The sequence below is a fragment of the Burkholderia sp. Cy-637 genome, assembly GCF_011753175.1.
Classification (GTDB): Bacteria; Pseudomonadota; Gammaproteobacteria; order Burkholderiales; family Burkholderiaceae; genus Burkholderia; species Burkholderia gladioli.
Genome location: NZ_VWWC01000139.1, coordinates 1 through 18710 on the forward strand (window position 1 = coordinate 1; position 18710 = coordinate 18710).

The 18710-nt window shown below is 69.9% G+C and carries 13 protein-coding genes; 9 read left to right on the forward strand and 4 right to left on the reverse strand.

Annotation, left to right across the window (positions count from 1 at the left end):
- Together F3J10_RS27000 and F3J10_RS27005 are read left to right on the forward strand one after the other, a co-directional pair.
- A partial coding sequence (locus tag F3J10_RS27000; RefSeq protein WP_167243396.1) for a hypothetical protein occupies positions 1 to 774 on the forward strand: 774 nt, incomplete at its 5' end.
- Positions 775 to 1055: 281 nt separating this feature from the next.
- Positions 1056 to 4214 carry a transglycosylase domain-containing protein gene (locus F3J10_RS27005; protein WP_167243397.1) on the forward strand — a complete coding sequence of 1053 codons (3159 nt, stop codon included), beginning with the start codon at positions 1056 to 1058 and terminating at the stop codon, positions 4212 to 4214.
- Between the two features lie 96 nt (positions 4215 to 4310).
- On the opposite strand, the gene F3J10_RS27010 is transcribed toward F3J10_RS27005, so the two are convergent.
- A complete protein-coding gene (locus F3J10_RS27010) occupies positions 4311 to 6008 on the reverse strand; it encodes a metallophosphoesterase family protein (RefSeq protein ID WP_167243398.1) in 1698 nt (565 codons plus the stop codon).
- Between the two features lie 297 nt (positions 6009 to 6305).
- Positions 6306 to 7208: a CerR family C-terminal domain-containing protein gene (locus F3J10_RS27015; protein ID WP_167243399.1), complete on the reverse strand. Its 903-nt coding sequence runs from the start codon at positions 7206 to 7208 to the stop codon at positions 6306 to 6308.
- A gap of 91 nt (positions 7209 to 7299) precedes the next feature.
- Here F3J10_RS27015 and F3J10_RS27020 point away from each other — a divergent pair, with 91 nt between their 5' ends.
- From F3J10_RS27020 to F3J10_RS27030, 3 genes are read left to right on the forward strand one after another with little or no spacing between them, the layout of a single operon-like run.
- Entirely contained in the window at positions 7300 to 8415 is a 1116-nt protein-coding gene (locus F3J10_RS27020; protein ID WP_025096910.1) for an HlyD family secretion protein, read from the forward strand.
- The gene (locus F3J10_RS27025; RefSeq protein ID WP_013699306.1) at positions 8408 to 9997 is read left to right on the forward strand and encodes a DHA2 family efflux MFS transporter permease subunit; all 1590 of its coding nucleotides are present in this window, start codon (positions 8408 to 8410) and stop codon (positions 9995 to 9997) included. Before F3J10_RS27020 ends, F3J10_RS27025 begins: the two co-directional genes overlap by 8 nt.
- Positions 9998 to 10025: 28 nt before the next feature.
- Positions 10026 to 11573, forward strand: a complete 1548-nt coding sequence (locus F3J10_RS27030) for an efflux transporter outer membrane subunit (RefSeq protein WP_167243400.1) — start codon at positions 10026 to 10028, stop codon at positions 11571 to 11573.
- Positions 11574 to 11681: 108 nt separating this feature from the next.
- Here F3J10_RS27030 and F3J10_RS27035 read toward each other — a convergent pair whose 3' ends face one another.
- Positions 11682 to 12362, reverse strand: coding sequence for an FCD domain-containing protein (locus F3J10_RS27035; protein ID WP_013699308.1), 681 nt, complete (start codon positions 12360 to 12362; stop codon positions 11682 to 11684).
- Between the two features lie 163 nt (positions 12363 to 12525).
- On the opposite strand from F3J10_RS27035, the gene dgoD reads away from it, so the two are divergent.
- Positions 12526 to 13674 (forward strand): galactonate dehydratase, encoded by a 1149-nt coding sequence (gene dgoD / locus F3J10_RS27040; protein ID WP_166915344.1) that lies wholly within the window; start codon positions 12526 to 12528, stop codon positions 13672 to 13674.
- Between the two features lie 160 nt (positions 13675 to 13834).
- Here dgoD and F3J10_RS27045 read toward each other — a convergent pair whose 3' ends face one another.
- Positions 13835 to 14770: a CopD family protein gene (locus F3J10_RS27045; protein ID WP_166915348.1), complete on the reverse strand. Its 936-nt coding sequence runs from the start codon at positions 14768 to 14770 to the stop codon at positions 13835 to 13837.
- 428 nt (positions 14771 to 15198) lie between these two features.
- On the opposite strand from F3J10_RS27045, the gene F3J10_RS27050 reads away from it, so the two are divergent.
- The 3 genes from F3J10_RS27050 to F3J10_RS27060 all read left to right on the forward strand — a co-directional run.
- Positions 15199 to 15960 carry a c-type cytochrome gene (locus tag F3J10_RS27050; RefSeq protein WP_063617726.1) on the forward strand — a complete coding sequence of 254 codons (762 nt, stop codon included), beginning with the start codon at positions 15199 to 15201 and terminating at the stop codon, positions 15958 to 15960.
- A gap of 19 nt (positions 15961 to 15979) precedes the next feature.
- Positions 15980 to 17296 carry a cytochrome c gene (locus F3J10_RS27055; RefSeq protein WP_046577510.1) on the forward strand — a complete coding sequence of 439 codons (1317 nt, stop codon included), beginning with the start codon at positions 15980 to 15982 and terminating at the stop codon, positions 17294 to 17296.
- A 141-nt stretch (positions 17297 to 17437) separates the two neighbouring features.
- Positions 17438 to 18710 (forward strand): DEAD/DEAH box helicase (locus F3J10_RS27060; RefSeq protein ID WP_167243401.1); only part of this gene is annotated, 1273 nt, incomplete at its 3' end.

Genomic DNA, 18710 nt, shown 5'->3' on the forward strand with positions numbered 1-18710 from the left:
GACCTCGAAACGCCGGCCGCGCCAAGCACCCAGGCAGCCGCCGGCGCCGAGACAATCGATGCGGACGCATCGAAACCCTATGTGCCGCCACCGCCCGCCGCGCGCAGCGCCGAGTTGCGCGCGCGCCGTCCCGAGGACCGCACGCGGGCGATCGACCTGCTGCCGAGCCCGCTCGGCAGCCGCCCGGCCTGGCTCGACGGCGACGACGGCCAGCGCCTGCCGGCCTACCTCGGCGCATACGCCAGCTACCAGCGCCTCTCGCTCGATCTCGACCCGCGCTCGACCTCGGCCGCCGCCGTCTACCGCCAGCTCTACGACGGCCTGCGCGAGGCCTGCGCGAAACACGTCGACCTAGAGCTCAACCGCGACGAATCCCAGCCCGACATCGCCCCGCTCGACGACCTGCCCGAGCACTTCGACGCGAAGCGGCGCGTCGACGACACGCTGTTCGTGGCGTTCCGCACGCGCGACGCGCGCTGGGCCGGCTTCCGGCTCGGCCGCGACAGCTTCCGCCTGCCGCTGGAGCGGCTGTGCGGCTTCGCGCTGAACGTCGGGATCCCGGCCAAGGGCCCGGGCGGCTACGAGATCGAGACGATCTTCGATCGCCCGCGCCGCGATACCGAGGCCGACGCGGAATGGCAATGGCACGGCAGCACCTTCCAGCCCTCGCTGCCCTATGCCGACCGCCACTCCTTCGCCCTGCTGCATGCGCTGAGCACCGCCGCGCAACTGTTCGACGTGCGGCTCGCCAGCTCGACCTTCTCGGACTGCTGAACAAGCGGCGCGCCCTGGCCTCGCATGCATGAACATCGGCGCCGCGAACCGCTTCCGGTGAAACGCCCCGAGCGCGTCGCGACGCGCTCGAAATCCGCCCCCAATTCCCCGCCCAAGGCACCCGCCAGCGGCCCTCGCCGAGGTCAAGCCGCCCGCGAAACCACGGGGTTGCATCCGCGTCACAGTCCGGTATTTTCCGCAGCACGCGCCGCCTGATTCAGGTCTACACTGCTTGCAATGCGGCGCGAGGGTCGGACGATTTGCGCCGCCGGGGAGATGCCATGAATCGGCCCGTCATTCGGATCCCGCTGCGCGCCACCAGCCCCGTGCCGGTCTGGAAGCGCGTGAAATGGTTGCTCATCGCGGCCGTGCTGATCGCACTGGTCGTGGTGGTCAGGCTTTGCCAGATCGAATTCGCGACCTCGCGATGGCAGGCCCGCTATCTCTCCAGCCTGGCCAGCGACGTCGGCTACACGGTCGGCGACGGCCCCAGCGACAGCATCCGCTATCCGCTCGACGGGCCCTACGACACCCGCCTCGGTTATTCCCAGCTACCCGCCTTCGAGCAGCGCCTCGCCGCGCGCGGCTACAGCATCGCGGCGCAGGCACGCGGCTCCGAGCGCCTGCTCTCGCTGGCCGACGAAGGCCTGTTCCTGCCATACGACGAGAAGGACCAGGCCGGCCTCACGCTGCGCGACGCGAGCGGCGCGCCGATCTACGACGCCACCTTCCCGCATCGCGTCTACACCGATTTCGATGCGATCCCGCCGCTGGTGGTGCGCTCGCTATTGTTCATCGAGGATCGCTACCTGCTCGACCCCGACGCGCCGAACCGCAACCCGGCGATCGACTGGCGCCGCTTCGGCCGCGCGCTGTCCGACCAGGCGCTGCGCTTCGTGAACCGCCATCAGTCGACGCCGGGCGGCAGCACGCTCGCCACCCAGATCGAGAAGTTCCGCCACTCGCCCGACGGACGCACCGCCACGCCGCCCGAGAAGCTCCGGCAGATCGCCTCGGCCTCGATCCGCGCCTACCTGGACGGCCCGCAGACCATGCCGGCGCGCCGCCAGATCGTGGTGCGCTACCTGAACTCGGTGCCGCTCGCGGCGCGCGCCCACGTGGGCGAGGTGACCGGGCTCGGCGACGGCCTGGCCGCCTGGTACGGCCGCGACTTCCGCGAGGTGAACCGCATCCTGTCCGCGCCGCCGAGCGACGCGAACCGCGACGAGCAGGCGCTGGCCTATCGCGAGGTGCTGTCGCTGCTGATCGCGCAGCGCGCGCCGTCCTTCTTCCTCAACCGCGGTTACGCCGACCTGCAGAAGCTGACCGACAGCTACCTGCGCCTGCTCGCCTCCGAAGGCGCGATCTCGCCGGCGCTGCGCGACGCGGCGCTGGCCGCTCAAATCGAGCGCCACGCCGCGCCCACGCCGCCGGCCGAAGCCTCCTACGTGACGCGCAAGGCGGTGACCTCGACGCGCTCGCGACTGCTCGGCGCGCTCGGGCTGTCGAGCGTCTACCAGCTCGACCGGCTCGACCTCGACGCCACCGTCACGCTCGACAACGCCGTGCAGCAGGCCGTGGCCGACAAGCTGGCGGCCGTCACCACCCGCGACGGCGCCCGCGAGGCGGGCCTGGTCGGCTTCCAGATGCTGCGCCCCGGCGACGACCCCTCGAAGATCTCCTACAGCTTCACGCTCTACGAACGCCAGGGCGGCGCGAACCTGCTGCGGGTGCAGACCGACAGCGTCGACCAGCCCTTCGACGTCAATCGCGGCGCGCGCCTGAACCTCGGCTCGACCGCCAAGATGCGCACCGTGGTGACCTACCTGCAGATCGTCTCGCGCCTGCACCACGACTACGCGGGCATGTCGAACGAGGAACTCAAGCGCGTGCAGCCCGACCCGCAGGACGCGCTCACGCGCTGGGCGCTCGACTACCTGGCGAACACACGCGAGCGATCGCTCACGGCGATGCTCGACGCCGCGCTCGATCGCAAGTATTCGGCCTCGGCCGGCGAGACCTTCTACACCGGCGGCGGCGCGCAGACCTTCACCAATTTCGACAAGAGCGAGAATGGCCAGATCCTGACCATCCGCCTGGCCTTCCGCAATTCGGTGAACCTGGTGTTCGTGCGGATGATGCGCGACATCGTGCGTTACGAGATGATCCAGACCTCGGGCCTGTCCTCGCAGTGGCTCGGCGATCCTGCCTTGCGCGCGCAGTACCTCGGGCAGTTCGTCGACCAGGAGAGCCGCGTCTACGTGAAGCGCTTCTACACGAAGTACGCGGGCAAGCCGGCCGACGACGCGCTCGCGCTGATGCTCAAGACCGTGCGCAAGACGCCGCCCAAGGTGGCCACCGTGCTGCGCAGCGTGGCGCCCGAGGCGCCGCGGCCGTGGTTCGACGCGAACATGCGCGGCGCGCTGAAGAACACGCCGGCCGCGGGCCTCACCGACGAGGATCTCGGCAAGCTCTACGCGAAGTACGGCGCCGATCGCTTCAACCTCAACGATCGCGCCTATATCGCCAGCGTCCACCCGCTCGCGCTCTGGACCCTCGCCTACCTGCGCGAGCATCCCGACGCGACGCTCGACACCGTGCAGAACGCCAGCCACGACGTGCGCATCGCCTCCTACTCCTGGCTGTACAAGACCCGGTACCACGCCACCCAGGATCGCCGCATCCGCCGCATGGTCGAGCTGCGCGCCTACCAGGAGATCGGCCGGTCATGGCAGGCGCTCGGTTATCCGTTCGCGGCGCTCACGCCTTCCTACGCGGCCGCGATCGGCGCCTCGGGCGACCAGCCCGATTCGCTGGCGCGGCTGATCGGCCTGATCGGCAACGGCGGCGCGCAGATGCCGACCGAAAGCGTCGCGCGGCTCGACTTCGCCAAGGACACGCCCTATGAAACGCGCTTCGTGCACGCGGGCACGCCGCCGCATCAACTGATCTCGCCCGAGATCGCGGCGGCGGTGCAGCCGATGCTGCGCGACGTGGTGGCCAACGGCACCGGCAAGCGGCTCGCGCAGGGCCTGAGCTTCTCGGACGGCAAGACGCTGGAGGTCTATGGCAAGACCGGCACCGGCGACCAGCGCTTCAACGTCTACGCGCCGGGCGCGCGGCTGATCGAGTCGCGCAAGGTCAATCGCAGCGCGACCTTCGTGTTCGGGATCGGCGACCGCTTCTTCGGGGTCCTCACCGCCAACGCGCACGAGCCTTATGCGGCGCGCTACGAATACACCAGCGCGCTGGCCGTGCAACTGCTGAAGTCGCTCACGCCGGCCCTGCAGCCGCTGGTCGACGCGCCGCCGCGGCCGATCGATGCCACCACCAAGGCCGACAAGGGCGCGCGTGCGGCGCAGCTCAGCGGCAACGGCGCTGGCAACGCCGGCAAGGCGGCACCGGCCATGGCCGCCGCCAAGGCAGCCGCGCAAGGCTGATCGCGCCGAACGAAGAAGGGGCGCCGGTCGTGATGCGACCGGCGCCCCGCTTCATTTCCCGCCTGTCTTCCCGCCTGTCTTCCCACCGGCCTCGCCTCAGCCGCGGCGCGGCTTGCTCAGCACGATGGTCTCGAACAGCGAGTAGTCGCTGGTCGGTGCGCTGTCGGCGCCGGCCGCGTGGTAGTAGTTCACCGTGATGCTGGTATGGCCGCCCGCCTCGCCCGGCTCGTAGTCGAACACGGCGATCCCGTAGCCGTTGCCGGCATCGCGCCGCGCCGACCAGATCGCGTCCTCGCGCGCATCGGCGCCGGGCCGCGCGAAGGTGCCGGCGGTGGCGCCGGGCACCGGCCGGTTCGACTTGGTGAATACCATCGCCTGCGGCTGGCCGGTGGCCGGATCGTCGCCGTAGCTGTCGGTCGGCGCGCTGGTGCCGCCGCCGCCGAGGATCAGGTGGATGGTGCCGTGGCGCGTGTCGAAGGTGCGATCCTCGGGATCGACCGTGACCACCGGTTGCGGCTGCATGGTGTCGACCACCGAGCCGGTGGCCGCGTCGACGCCGGCGTGATGGCGGCAGCCGCGCACCGGGAAGCTGCGCTCGTAGTCGTGGTCGTGGCCGCACAGCACCAGGTCGACGCCGTAGCGGTCGAACAGCGGCAGCCAGGCCTCGCGGATGCCCTTGTCCGAGCCGTTGCCCGACTTCGACGAACTCAGCGCGTCCTGGTGCATCTGCACCACGATCCAGTCGATGCCGGGTTCGTGCGAGGCGCGGCGCAGCGTGTCCTCCAGCCAGCGCGTCTGCATGCCGCCGCTGTAGCCACGCACGTAGAACGAGGTGCCCGGCTCGATCGGCACATTGCCGGTGCTGGCGGCCGGCACGAGCGGCGCGGGGCCGGCCACGAAGGCGGCCGCGTCCTGGTAGACCACGTCGTCGGCGTCGAGCGAGATGAACAGCACCGCGCCGACGCGGAAGCTGTACCAGCGGCCCGCGAAACGCGTGCCGTTGTCGGGCAGCACGTAGCGCGCGAGATAGGAATCGAGCCCTTGCGGGCCGTTGTGGAATTCGATCTCGTGATTGCCCGGGCAGGGCATCCAGGGGCGGTTCGCGGCCGAGCTCTGGTTGTTGTTGCCGAAGTCGCGCCAGACGTCGGGCTGGTGCGTCGGGTTCAGGTTCGCGTAGCAGAGGTCGCCGTTGAGCAGGTGGAACAGCGGCTGGAAGCGCTCGACGGCCTGCACCGCGTAGCGGCTTTGCGGCGAGGACAGCACCCAGCCCGTGTTCGGCGTGGCCAGGTCGCCGTAGCTGGTCCAGCGAAACGGCGCGCGCCCGCGCGGCGCGGTCTGGAAGCCGGCCGAGAACGGCTGCGAGGCATTCGCGTCGTTGTCGGCCGTCACCTCGTAGCGGAAGCTCGCGCCGGGGCGCAGCCCGTGCAGGCGCGCGTGGTAGGTGAACACCACCGCGCCGTTCAGGCCGTCGGTATAGGTGCGCTGCACCGCATGCACCGTGAACGGCCGGCCGTAGTCGCTCGACACGCGCACGCGCGGATTGGCGGCCGGCGCCAGCGACGCCCAAGATACCGTCACCTCGGAGCAGGGATCGTCGCCCCAGGTCAGGTGGATCTGCTCGGGCGTGCCGTCGGGCACGGCCGCGGCCGCGCGCGTGCCGGCCAGGCCGCTGGCGGTGGCCAGGCCCGACACGCCGGCCAGCTTCAGGAAGCCGCGGCGCGTGACGGGCGCGTATTCGTACGAGTCCGCGTGATGGTCCGCGGAGGACGTCTCGGGAAGATTCGGGTTCGACATCGGGTTCGCTCCGATTTTTCGTTCTGCTGACGCGCGGCGCCGATCGGGCGCCGCATCGAGATGGAAACACGGGGACAGGCGGCGAGGGCCCTCACCTTCGCCGATTTCGCCAATTTCGCCGCCTCGGACCACGACGATAGACCGGCGATCGTGACGTGCCGATGTCATCGACCGACGGCCTGTTCGCGCGGACCCGGCGGCGGCGCCCGGTGGCGCGCTCGACGGTAAGGATGTCGTAATGAACGAGGTCGCGCAACACGGGCGGCCGACGCTTGCGCCGGGCGCCCGCGCGCGGATTCAATGCGAGGAGTGCTTGGCGCCGCGCGAGGCGCGCGGCGCGGCGGGTTTGGCAGCGGCGGCCTTGGGCACCGGGGATTTCGCGGCGGCAGGCTTGGCGGCAGGTTTGGCGGCGACTTTCGGCGCGACGCTCTTGCGGCGCGCGGCAGGCGCTTCGCCCAGCGGGGAGGCAAGCGCGCGACGCGGCGCGCCGGCCCGCGCCTGGCCCTCGACATGCCACTGGCGCAGCAGCGCGCGCGTCTGCTCGGCCACCACCGAGCGCAGCAGATCGCCGTTCTCGCCTTCGTAGGATTCCCAGCCCAGCATCGCCAGCGCCGAGCGCTGCGCCATGTGGAACACCGACAACTGACCGAGCAGGCTGAAGGCGCGGATCTTGGTGGCGTTGCTGTCGGCCGGCTGGTTCGCGATGCGGCTCACCAGCGCGGTGCAGACGTCGTGCAGCGGCCGCCGGATCCGCTGCATCAGGATCTCGGTGGCGATCGCCGGCTCCAGGCCCGCCTGCTCGCGCGCGAAGAACATGCGCTGGTGCGCGTTCTTGGGCGTGACGAACATCTTGGCCGAGATCGCATGCATGATGCCGAGGAAGGACTCGATCAGGGTCTCGACGTCGGCCTCGCGCGCCAGCATCGCGCGCGCATGGTCGAGCGCCGGCCCGAAGGCCGCGCAGCCGAGCTCGGCGATGGTGTCCGCGCAGGCGCGGAACACCCCTTCCTTGTTCTCGAAGTAGTACTGCAGCGCCGGCGCGTTCACTCCCGCGTGCGCGGCGATGTCCCGCGTCGACGCGCCGGCGAAGCCGCGCTCGCCGAACAATTCGATCGCGGCCTCGATGATCCGCTGCCGCGTCTCGTCGCCCCGCGCATATCCGCTTGCCGACGTGCGACGCAATTTCTTCGCTTCCGTCATAGACCCCTCACTTTCATCCGACCGATATTCTACTTGACACAAATTTTCCAACTGGAATAATTCTTCCGCTCGGAATAATTTGGATCCCGGAATGTCGTCGACCACTCAAGAACCGCCGAAAGGCAATCGTCAGGAAACCTTGGAATCCGCGCCGAAGCGGCCTTCGCGCCGGCGCAACATCCTGATCCTCATCGCGATCGTCGCGGCGATCGCCGGCCTGGTCTGGCTGGTCCATTGGTGGACCGTCGGCCGCTTCATCGAATCGACCAACGATGCCTACCTGCAGGCCGACAGCATGACGGCCGCGCCGAAGGTGTCGGGCTACGTGACCGACGTCTACGTGCGCGACAACCAGAGCGTCAAGGCCGGCGACCCGCTGGTGAAGCTCGACGTCCGCCAGTATCAGGTTTCCCTGCAGAATTCGCAGGCAAGCGTCGATGCGCGGCGCGCCGACATCGCGCGCACCCAGGCCGACATCGCCCAGCAGCACGCCAATCTCGAACAGGCGCAGGCGCAGGCCCAGGTGTCGAGCATCAACCTGAAGCACGCCAGCGAGGAATACGCGCGCTACGCGCCGCTGGCGGCCACCGGCGCCGAAACGCACGAGCGCATCGCCGACCTGAAGAACACGCGCGACCAGGCGCAGGCCACGCTGGCGGCGAACAACGCCTCGATCGCGGCGGCCCGCGCCCAGATCAACTCCAGCACCGCCCAGCTGCAGCAGGCCCAGGCCCAGCTCGAGGCGGCCCAGGCCAGCGCCGCGCAATCGCAGCTCGACCTCGACAACACGGTGGTGCGCAGCACGCTGGACGGCCGCGTGGGCGATCGCACGGTGCGCGTCGGCCAGTACGTGCAGCCCGGCACGCGCCTCTTGACGGTGGTGCCGGTGCAGGACATCTACCTGGTCGCCAACTTCAAGGAAACCCAGGTGGGCCGCATGCGGGTGGGCCAGCCGGTCACGCTGCACGTGGACGCGCTGCCCGATCGCGCGCTGCACGGCAAGGTCGACAGCTTCTCGCCGGGCACCGGCTCGCAATTCGCGCTGCTGCCGCCCGACAACGCCACCGGCAACTTCACCAAGATCGTGCAGCGCGTGCCGGTGCGCATCCACGTCGACACCGACGACGAGACCCGCCGCGTGCTGCTGCCGGGCCTGTCGGTGGACGTCGACATCGATACCCGCGACGACGGGCAGCATCATGGCTGAGGCCGCCACGCCCGCCGCCGCGCCGCATCCCGAGCGCGCCAGCGCGACCGACTGGATCGCGGTGGCCGCCGGCTCGCTGGGCGCGCTGATGGCCACGCTCGACATCTCGATCACCAACTCGGCGCTGCCGCAGATCCAGGGCGAGATCGGCGCGACCGGCACCGAGGGCACCTGGATCTCCACCGGCTACCTGATGTCGGAGATCGTGATGATCCCGCTGGCCGCGTGGCTCACGCGCGTGTTCGGGCTGCGCAACTTCCTGCTGGTATCGGCGGCGCTGTTCATCGCCTTCTCGATGATGTGCGGCTGGTCGAGCACGCTGGCGCTGATGATCGCCGGCCGGATCGGCCAGGGCTTCACCGGCGGCGCGATGATCCCCACCGCGCAGACCATCATCCGCACCCGGCTGCCGGTCTCGCAGTTGCCGGTGGGCATGACCCTGTTCGGCCTGATCGTGCTGCTCGGGCCGCTGTTCGGCCCGGTGCTGGGCGGCTGGCTGGCCGAGAACGTGAGCTGGAGCTGGTGCTTCTTCATCAACCTGCCGGTCTGCCTGATCCTGATCGCGCTGCTGGTGCTCGGCCTGCCTTCCGACAAGCCGCAGTGGCCGCAGTTCTTCAGCGCCGACTGGGTCGGCATCGCGGGCCTGTCGATCGGGCTCTCGTCGCTGACGGTGGTGCTCGAGGAAGGCCAGCGCGAGCGCTGGTTCGAATCGTCGATGATCACCACGCTGAGCTGGATCACCTTCGCCGGCTTCGTGCTGATCGCGATCTCGCAGTTCACCGCCAAGCGGCCGATGCTGCGGCTCTCGCTGATGCGCAACCCGCGCTACGCCAGCGTGATCGTGATCGTCGCGGCGGTGGGCGCGGGCCTGTACGGCGTGTCCTACCTGCTGCCGCAGTTCCTCGCCATCGTCTCGGGCTACAACGCCGAGCAGGCCGGCGAGATCATGCTGCTCTCGGGCCTGCCCGCCTTCCTGATGATGCCGATCCTGCCGAAGCTGCTCGGCAAGGTGGACTACCGGATCCTGGTGATCTCGGGGCTGATGCTGTTCTTCCTGAGCTGCATGCTCGACATCTCGCTGACCGCGCAGAGCGTCGGCCACGATTTCGTCTGGTCGCAGCTGATCCGCGGCGTGGCGCAGATGCTGGCGATGATGCCGCTCAACCAGGCCTCGATGGCGGCCGTCTCGCGCGAGGAATCGGGCGACGCGGCGGGCCTCTACAACATGGCCCGCAACCTGGGCGGCTCGATCGGCCTGGCCATCATCGGCACCATCATCGACCGGCGCACCACCTATCACACCGCCACCATCCGGGAGTCGGTCACCGCCAATTCGCTGATCGGCCAGGACCGCATCTCGCAGTACGCGGCCAACTGGTTCTCACACACCGGCGACCTGGCCTACTCGCAGATGCGCGCGCTCGGCCAGCTCGCCCAGCAGATCAACGTGCAGGCCACCGTGATGACCTATTCCGAAACCTTCTACCTGCTCGGACTGGCGCTGATCGCCTGCGTGCCGCTGGCCCTGTTGCTGCGCACGCCGCCGCGCAACGCGCCGCCGCCGTCCTCGTCCGGCCACTGACACGATGAAGTCCTCGATGATGTCCTCCATGAAGTCCCCGAGCCTGGCTCCCCGTCTCGCGCTGACGCTGGTCGCCGCAGCGCTCGCGCTCGCCGGCTGCACGGTCGGCCCGAACTACAAGGGCGCGCCGGCAGCACCAAGCGCGGCCACCTTCGTGCGCGCCCCGCAGACCGGCGTGGCCGTCGCCACGCCCGGGCCCGCCGCCTGGTGGCAGAGCCTGAACGATCCCCAGCTCGACGAACTGATCGCCGCGGCGCTGGCCCACAACCCCGACCTGCACGCGGCCCAGGCGCGGCTGCGCGAAGCCCGCGCGCAACTGAGCCAGCAGCGCGCCAACGCCTTGCCGAAGACCTCGGCGGACCTGGCCGCGATCCGCACCCGCGCGCCCGACATGAACGCGCTGTCGGCGCTGACCGGGGCGAACAACGCGAACGGCGGCAACAGCCAGGCCGGCACCGGCCCGATCCAGCTCTACACGGCCAGCTTCGACGCCACCTGGGAGATCGACCTGTTCGGCGGCACGCGCCGCGCGATCGAGGCGGCCTCGGCGCAGGCCGAGGCGGTCGACGCGGACCTGGCCGACACGCAGGTCTCGATCGCGGCCGAGGTCGCCAATGCCTACGTGGACCTGCGCGACCAGCAGCAGCGCCTGGCGCTCTCGCAGCGCACCGCCGAGATCCAGCAGCAGCAGCTCGACCTGACCCGGCAGCGGCGCGGACGCGGCGTGGCCGCCGATGCCGACATCGAGCGGCTGACCACCCAGGTGGAAAACACGCGCGCCTCGCTGATCCCGCTCGATGCCCAGGTGACCGAATCGCTGGACCGCCTCGCGACCCTCACCGGGCGCGCGCCGGGCGCGCTCGATGCGCAGCTCTCGGGCGCCAACCCGGCGCTGCCGAGCCTGCCCGCATCGGTGCCGATCGGAGACCCGGCCGCCCTGCTCAAGCAACGCCCCGACGTGCGCGCGGCCGAGCGGCGCCTGGCCTCGAGCAATGCGCAGATCGGCGAGCACATCGCCGACTACTTCCCCAAGGTCACCCTGCTCGGCGATCTGGGCTTCAGCGCCAGCGACCCGGGCCACCTGTTCCGCAAGCAGAACTGGACCTGGGTGGGCGCGCCCTACCTGCAATGGAACCTGTTCGACTTCGGCCGCACGCGCGGCGCCGTGCGCGCCGCCGAAGCCTCGCGCGACGAGGCCGAGGCCAACTACACCAAGGCCGTGCTCGGCGCGCTGCAGGACGCCAATACCGCCCTGTCGCGCTACGGTCACCAGCGCGATCACGTGGTCGCGCTCGACAAGGTGCAGACCTCGGCGGTGCATTCGGCGACGCTGATGGACCAGCGTTATCGCGCCGGCGTGTCCTCGCTGATCGACCTGCTCGACACGCAGCGCGACGCGCTGTCGGCGCAGCAGAACGTGATCGCGGGACAGGCCGAGCTGATCAAGGACTATGTGTCCCTGCAGAAGAGCCTCGGCCTCGGCTGGCAGAGCGGGCAGGCCGACGCGGCGGCGACTTCGGCCCCGGGCGCGGCCATCGCCCCGACGGCTTCCGTCGAGACGAAACCGGCTGGCTGACGCCTCGCGCACCGCAAACGCAACGGGCCGGCGCTTCACACGCCGGCCCGTTTTTTCATGTCCGTGGTTTTCGCTCGCCGCATCGCACGGCGGGCGCCCTGTGGTGTCCTAGCGCTCGATGCGCGCGCGCGTGGTGCCGAGCAGCGCCGCCATCGCCGCGCGCGCGGCGTTCGCGTCGCGCGCGCGGATCGCCTCGAACACGCGCGTGTGCTCGGCCAGCGAGGCATTGAAGATCTCGGCGCGCTTCGCGTTGAGCCTCAGCTGCGCCTCCAGCGTGCGCTCGATCAGCGCGCCCAGCGGCATCAGCAACTCGTTGCCGCCGGCGGCCAGCACCTCCAGGTGGAAGCGCAGGTCCGCCCTCACCCACTCGTCGACATGGCGCGCCGCGCGCATCGCCTCGTGCGCGGCCTCGATCGCGGCGAACGCGGCCGGCGTCTGCGCGCGCGCGGCCAGCCCCGCCGCGTACGGCTCGACCATCTCGCGCATCTCCTGCAGCTTCATTGCGAAGGCCAGCGGCGGCGCCACCTGCGAATACCAGTCGAGCAGCTCGGCGTCGAGCAGGTTCCAGGCATCGCGCGGCCGCACTCGCGTGCCGACCTTGGGCCGCGACTCGATCAGCCCCTTCGAGGTCAGCGTGCGCAGCGCCTCGCGCAGCACGGTGCGGCTCACGCCGAAGGAGAGCATCAGCTCGGCCTCGCGCGGCAGGATCGTGTCCGGCGTGTAGTCGCCGCGCAGGATCGCCGTGGCGAGCCGGTACGCGGTTTGTCCATGCAGATCGCGTTGAATCACGTTTCTCCCTCTGGGCCGGCGCCGCACGCGGGCGGCCGACCACTATGTGCACAATAGTGCTATTAATACTACTTTTTCGCGGAATCGTGTAGGATCGTCGCCATCGACTTTCCGGCGGGGCCTCGATGCGTCCCCCGTTCGCCCAACCCAAGGAGACAGACCCATGAAGATCACCCGCCTCGAAACCTTCGTCGTGCCGCCGCGCTGGCTGTTCCTGAAGATCGAGACCGACGAGGGCATCGTCGGCTGGGGCGAGCCGATCGTCGAGGGCCGCGCGCATACCGTGGAAGCCGCCGTGCAGGAGCTGGCCGACTACCTGGTGGGCAAGGACCCGCTGCTGATCGAGGATCACTGGCAGGTGATGTACCGCGCCGGATTCTATCGCGGCGGCCCGATCACGATGAGCGCGATCGCCGGCGTCGACCAGGCGCTGTGGGACATCAAGGGCAAGTTCCATGGCGCGCCGGTCCATGCGCTGCTGGGCGGCCAGGTGCGCGAGCGCATCAAGGTCTACTCGTGGATCGGCGGCGACCGTCCCAGCGACGTGGCCAACAACGCGCGCGCGGTGGTCGAGCGCGGCTTCAAGGCGGTCAAGATGAACGGCTCGGAGGAGCTGCAGATCGTCGATACCTACGACAAGGTCGAGAAGGTGATCGCCAACGTGGCGGCGGTGCGCGAGGCGGTGGGCCCGCACGTGGGGATCGGCGTGGACTTCCACGGCCGCGTCCACAAGCCGATGGCCAAGGTGCTGGCCAAGGAGCTCGATCCCTATCGCCTGATGTTCATCGAGGAGCCGGTGCTCTCGGAGAATGCCGAGGCGCTGCGCGACATCGTCAACCAGACCGACACGCCGATCGCGCTGGGCGAGCGGCTCTACTCGCGCTGGGACTTCAAGCACGTGATCGCGGGCGGCTACGTCGACATCATCCAGCCCGACGCCTCGCACGCGGGCGGCATCACCGAGTGCCGCAAGATCGCCTCGCTGGCCGAGGCCTACGACGTGGCGCTGGCGCTGCACTGCCCGCTCGGGCCGATCGCGCTGGCCGCCTGCCTGCAGCTCGACGCGGTCAGCTACAACGCCTTCATCCAGGAACAGAGCCTGGGCATCCACTACAACCAGGGCAACGACCTGCTCGACTACATCCGCAACCCGGAAGTGTTCCGCTACGAGGATGGTTTCGTCGGCATCCCGCAAGGCCCGGGCCTGGGCATCGAGGTCAACGAGGAGAAGGTGCGCGAGATGGCCAAGCTCGGCCATCGCTGGCGCAATCCGGTGTGGCGCCACGCCGACGGCAGCGTCGCCGAGTGGTGATCGCGCGCGGCGCGCGCGAGCCGCGCCGTGGAAGATGATGCGGTGCAAGGCGGGGGCGTCCTGAGCGGGGCGCCCCCGCTTCGCGTTCGGGGTTCGGCTCAGGGCCCGGCAGCGAGGCCGCGCGCGCAGGCCAGGCAGCGGCGCGCGGCGCAGGCCCCCGTCATTGCGCGAGCGAGGCGAAGCCGGGCACGCTGGCTGCGAGCACGGCCGCCGCGACGAACACGCCGATCATCGCGACCGCCTCCAGGTACAGCACGTTGACGAAGGTCCGTGCGTCCTCGGTGGCCGCGGTGCGCCGCAGCCGCGGCAGGGCCGAGAAGCGGTTCAGGCCGCCCAGCAGCAGCGCCAGCGCGACCAGCACCAGCTTGAGCAGCAGCACGCGGCCCCAGGTGCTGGCGTCGAGCACGGCGAGGTCGCCGCCGGTGCCGCGGATCGCGTTGTAGACGCCGGTGGCGATCACCACCAGCACCGCCGCCATCGACACGCGCGAGACGCGCTGCGCGACGCGGATCAGCACGCCGCGCGCGATCGAGGCACCCAGCGCCGGCAGCACCGCCATGCCGCCCGCCAGCACGATGCCGCCCCACACGGCGGTCGACAGCAGGTGCAGCAACTGCACGCCGACCGCCGGCGACCAGGGGCCCGCGTCGGCCGCGTGGCCGATCGAGGCATTGCCTGCCTCCACCACCAGGATCGCGAGCCAGAACAGCAGCGTGCCGGCCACGCCGCCGGGCCGCAGCAAGGCCAGCACCAGCAAGGCCAGCGCGCCGCCGAACAGCAGGCTCCAGGCATGGCCGACATGGGTGTCGCCCAGCACCGCCGGCAGCGCGCCGAAGGCCTCGCCCAGGCCCGTGCCGCCCATGGTGGCGGCCTCGTAGACGATCCAGCCGAGCTCGGCCAGCACGAACACCAGGGCCGCCATCGCCAGCGAGCGCTGCGCGCGCCGCCAGGCGCCATGCGCGGGAGACACGGTGGCGCGCGCGCCCTCGGCGGCCAGCCAGGCACCGAACAGCAGCGAGCCCAGCGCGACGGCGAAGGCGATCTGCGCGAGCGCGGCCATCGCGACCTGGCCGCTCCAGAGGCTGTCGAATTTCATCATCGCGCACCGCCTTGCGCCGACGCGCGGCGGCACGACGGCAAGGCCGCGCAGGAGGGAATCGGGGAAAACGCGTAACGGCAATCGTCTGAGGCGGGAGAGGTCGGCAACATCGTGGCGGGGATCAGTATTTCGGAGTGGCAACGAATCGGCGGCGCGGCCCGGGGCAGGCCGACCACGCGCGAGTGGCGAGTGTACGGCCTTCGATCGAGAACGCCCACACGGGTTCACCAAAAAGCGTAGGATTTCCGCATCCGCCTGTTGTTGCCGCATCGAATCGCGAGGCGCGAGCGGGTCTTGCGCAAATAGCCGTGGCCAGGCATCGATGCTAAACTTCGCAGCGCAGCCGACAGGAGAGGGCTGCCGAAACACGTGTAGTCAAAGCCCGAGCCGACACAGAGCCGGCCAGGTCCCCGACGAATAAAAAATTGGAGCCTCGCGTGTCTTCAATACGTGTATTCCGTCCCCTGCTCGCCGCGCTGTGCATCAGCGCCGCCTGCCTGCCGGTCGGCTCGCAAGCCCAGTCAGCTCCCGCCTCCGGCGCCGCCGCGGCGGCCCCGTTGAAGGCACCCGACACGATGGCCGAACGCGTGCGCGGCTGCACCGCCTGCCACGGCACCCACGGCCAGGGCACCGACAACGACTACTTCCCGCGCCTGGCCGGCAAGCCCGCCGAATATCTCTACAACCAGCTGATCAACTTCCGCGACGGGCGACGCAAGTACCCGCCGATGAACTACCTGCTCACCTACCTGAGCGACGATTACCTGCACGCGATCGCGGTGCACTTCTCCAACGAGCGTCCGCCCTATCCGCCGCCGGCCAAGCCGAGCGTGTCGGACGAGGTGATGGCGCGCGGCCAGGCACTGGCCACGCGCGGCGATGCGGCGCGCAAGATCCCGGCCTGCATCGCCTGCCACGGCGCGCAGCTCACGGGCATGCAACCTGCGATCCCGGGCCTGGTGGGCCTGCACAGCGACTACCTCAGCGCGCAGATCGGCGCCTGGCGCTCGGGCAACCGGCGCGCCAAGGCACCCGACTGCATGCACGAGATCGCCTCGCGGCTCACCGACGAGGACGTCACCGCCGTGACCGCCTGGCTCGCCGCGCAGGCGGCGCCGGCCAATCCGGTCCCGGCGGCGGCCGGCTCGCTGAAGCTGCCGCTCGCCTGCGGCAGCGAACCGCAATGACCTCCAGGAGACAGACGCCATGAAACGCCAGTCCCTGTATGCCTTCGGCGCCCTCGCGATCGCCGCCGCCGCGACGCTCGCGCCCGCCGTCTGGCCCGGCGCCGCCAAGTGGGCGGGCAGCCTGATCGACACCGCGCGCGCCGCCGCGCCGGCCGCCGACACGAGCCAGGCCGCGCTGATCAAGAAGGGCGAGTACCTGTCGCGGGTGGGCGACTGCGTGGCCTGCCACACGGTGCGCGGCGGCCAGCCCTTCGCCGGCGGCCTGCCGATGCCCACCCCGTTCGGCACCATGTACACGCCGAACATCACGCCCGACAACCAGTACGGCATCGGCAAGTGGAGCGCCGACGACTTCTATCGCGCGATGCACACGGGCCGCTCGAAGGACGGCAGCCTGCTCTACCCGGGCTTCCCCTTCACCAGCTACACCAAGGTCACGCGCGCCGATTCGGACGCGATCTACGCGTACCTGCGCTCGGTGCCGGCGGTCAACACGGCGAGCCGCCCGCACGAGCTGAAATTCCCGTTCAACAACCGCAACCTGCTGATCGGCTGGCGCACGCTGTTCTTCAAGGAGGGGGAATTCAAGCCGGACCCGACCAAGTCGGTGGAATGGAACCGCGGCGCCTACCTGGTCGAGGGCCTGGGCCACTGCAGCATGTGCCATACCTCGATCAACCTGATGGGCGCGCCGCGCAGTTCCTCGGCCTTCGCCGGCGGGCTGATCCCGCTGCAGAACTGGTACGCGCCCTCGCTGACCAACGACACCGAGTTCGGCCTGGGCGACTGGCACGTGCAGGAGCTGACCGACCTGCTGCAGGCCGGCGTGTCGATGCGCGGCGCGGTGTTCGGGCCGATGGCCGACGTGGTGCACAACAGCCTGCAGTACATGTCGGACGACGACGCGCGCTCGATGTCGGTCTACCTGAAGTCGATTCCGCAGAAGGGCAACGCGCCGACCAACCTGCAATACGAGCCCTCGCAGAAGTTCGGCGACCAGCTGCTGGAACAGGGCCGCAAGCTCTACGCGGACAACTGCGCGACCTGTCACGGTGCCTCCGGCCAGGGCAAGCCGCCCTCGTATCCGCCGCTCGCCGGAAACCATTCGATTATGATGGAGTCTGCAGTGAACCCGATCCGGATGGTGCTCAACGGCGGTTACCCGCCCAGCACGTTCCGGAATCCGCGTCCATACGGGATGCCGCCGTTCGCGCAAGCCCTGTCGAATCAAGAGGTTGCAGCCGTCGTGTCGTATATCCGATCGGCCTGGGGCAACAACGGTTCGCCGATCTCGCCGCAGCAGGTGAGCGATCTGCGTTCCGCACCGCTCGACTGACGAACGGTTCACATCACACGGGGCGTGGCTGCGGGCAACCGCGGCCACGCCCTATTTGTTTTTTGTATGAAGATGACGCCGCCCGACCGGTCGCGTATCGGCCAGTCGGGCGGCGTCATTTTTCGAACACCAAGAGAGTTTATGTCTTTTGCTTCCCTCGGCCTCGCCGAACCCCTCGTGCGGGCCGTCAACGAACTCGGCTATACCGAACCGACCCCGATCCAGACCCAGGCGATCCCCGCCGTGCTCGGCGGCGGCGACCTGCTCGCCGGCGCCCAGACCGGCACCGGCAAGACCGCCGGCTTCACCCTGCCGATCCTGCAGCGCCTCAATGCGAATACCGCCGCTCAGGCCGGCGGCAAGCGCGCCGTGCGCGCGCTGATCCTCACGCCGACGCGCGAACTGGCCGCCCAGGTCGAGGAGAGCGTGCGCGCCTACGGCAAGTACCTGAAGCTGCGCTCGACCGTGATGTTCGGCGGCGTGAGCATCAATCCGCAGATCGACGCGCTCAAGCGCGGCGTGGACATCGTGGTGGCAACGCCGGGCCGCCTGCTCGACCACATGCAGCAGAAGACCATCGACGTCTCGCAGCTCGACATCCTGGTGCTCGACGAAGCCGACCGCATGCTCGACATGGGCTTCATCCACGACATCAAGCGGGTGCTCGCGCGCCTGCCCGCCAAGCGCCAGAACCTGCTGTTCTCGGCCACCTTCTCCGACGAGATCAAGGCGCTGGCCGACAGCCTGCTCGACTCGCCGGCCCTGATCGAGGTGGCGCGCCGCAACACCACGGCCGAGACCATCGCGCAGAAGATCTACCCGGTCGACCGCGACCGCAAGCGCGAGCTGCTCACCCACCTGATCCGCGAGCACAACTGGTTCCAGGTGCTGGTGTTCACGCGCACCAAGCACGGCGCCAACCGCCTGGCCGAGCAGCTCGGCAAGGACGGCATCAGCGCGCTGGCGATCCACGGCAACAAGAGCCAGTCGGCCCGCACGCGCGCGCTGACCGAGTTCAAGGCCGGCACGCTGCAGGTGCTGGTGGCCACCGATATCGCCGCGCGCGGCATCGATATCGACCAGTTGCCGCACGTGGTCAACTACGAGCTGCCGAACGTGCCGGAAGACTACGTGCACCGCATCGGCCGAACCGGCCGCGCGGGCGCCAACGGCGAGGCGGTCTCGCTGGTCTGCGTCGACGAGAAGCAACTGCTGCGCGACATCGAGAAGCTGATCAAGCGCGAGATCCCGCAGGAAGTGATCGCCGGCTTCGAGCCCGATCCGAACGCCAAGCCGGAACCGATCCAGCGCCGTGGCCAGCAACAGCAGCGCGGCGGCGGCGGCGGCGGCGGTGGCGGCGGCGCTCGCCAGCCGCAAGGCCAGGGGCGCGGACAAGGCGCGGCGCGCCGTGACG

Bases quoted from the DNA above. Each gene is read 5' to 3' on its own strand.
- dgoD (WP_166915344.1), top strand. From the start codon at position 12,526: ATGAAGATCACCCGCCTCGAAACCTTCGTCGTGCCGCCGCGCTGGCTG.
- F3J10_RS27010 (WP_167243398.1), bottom strand. From the start codon at position 6,008: ATGTCGAACCCGAATCTTCCCGAGACGTCCTCCGCGGACCATCACGCG.
- F3J10_RS27025 (WP_013699306.1), top strand. From the start codon at position 8,408: ATGGCTGAGGCCGCCACGCCCGCCGCCGCGCCGCATCCCGAGCGCGCC.
- F3J10_RS27045 (WP_166915348.1), bottom strand. From the start codon at position 14,770: ATGAAATTCGACAGCCTCTGGAGCGGCCAGGTCGCGATGGCCGCGCTC.
- F3J10_RS27055 (WP_046577510.1), top strand. From the start codon at position 15,980: ATGAAACGCCAGTCCCTGTATGCCTTCGGCGCCCTCGCGATCGCCGCC.
- F3J10_RS27030 (WP_167243400.1), top strand. From the start codon at position 10,026: ATGAAGTCCCCGAGCCTGGCTCCCCGTCTCGCGCTGACGCTGGTCGCC.
- F3J10_RS27015 (WP_167243399.1), bottom strand. From the start codon at position 7,208: ATGACGGAAGCGAAGAAATTGCGTCGCACGTCGGCAAGCGGATATGCG.
- F3J10_RS27005 (WP_167243397.1), top strand. From the start codon at position 1,056: ATGAATCGGCCCGTCATTCGGATCCCGCTGCGCGCCACCAGCCCCGTG.
- F3J10_RS27020 (WP_025096910.1), top strand. From the start codon at position 7,300: ATGTCGTCGACCACTCAAGAACCGCCGAAAGGCAATCGTCAGGAAACC.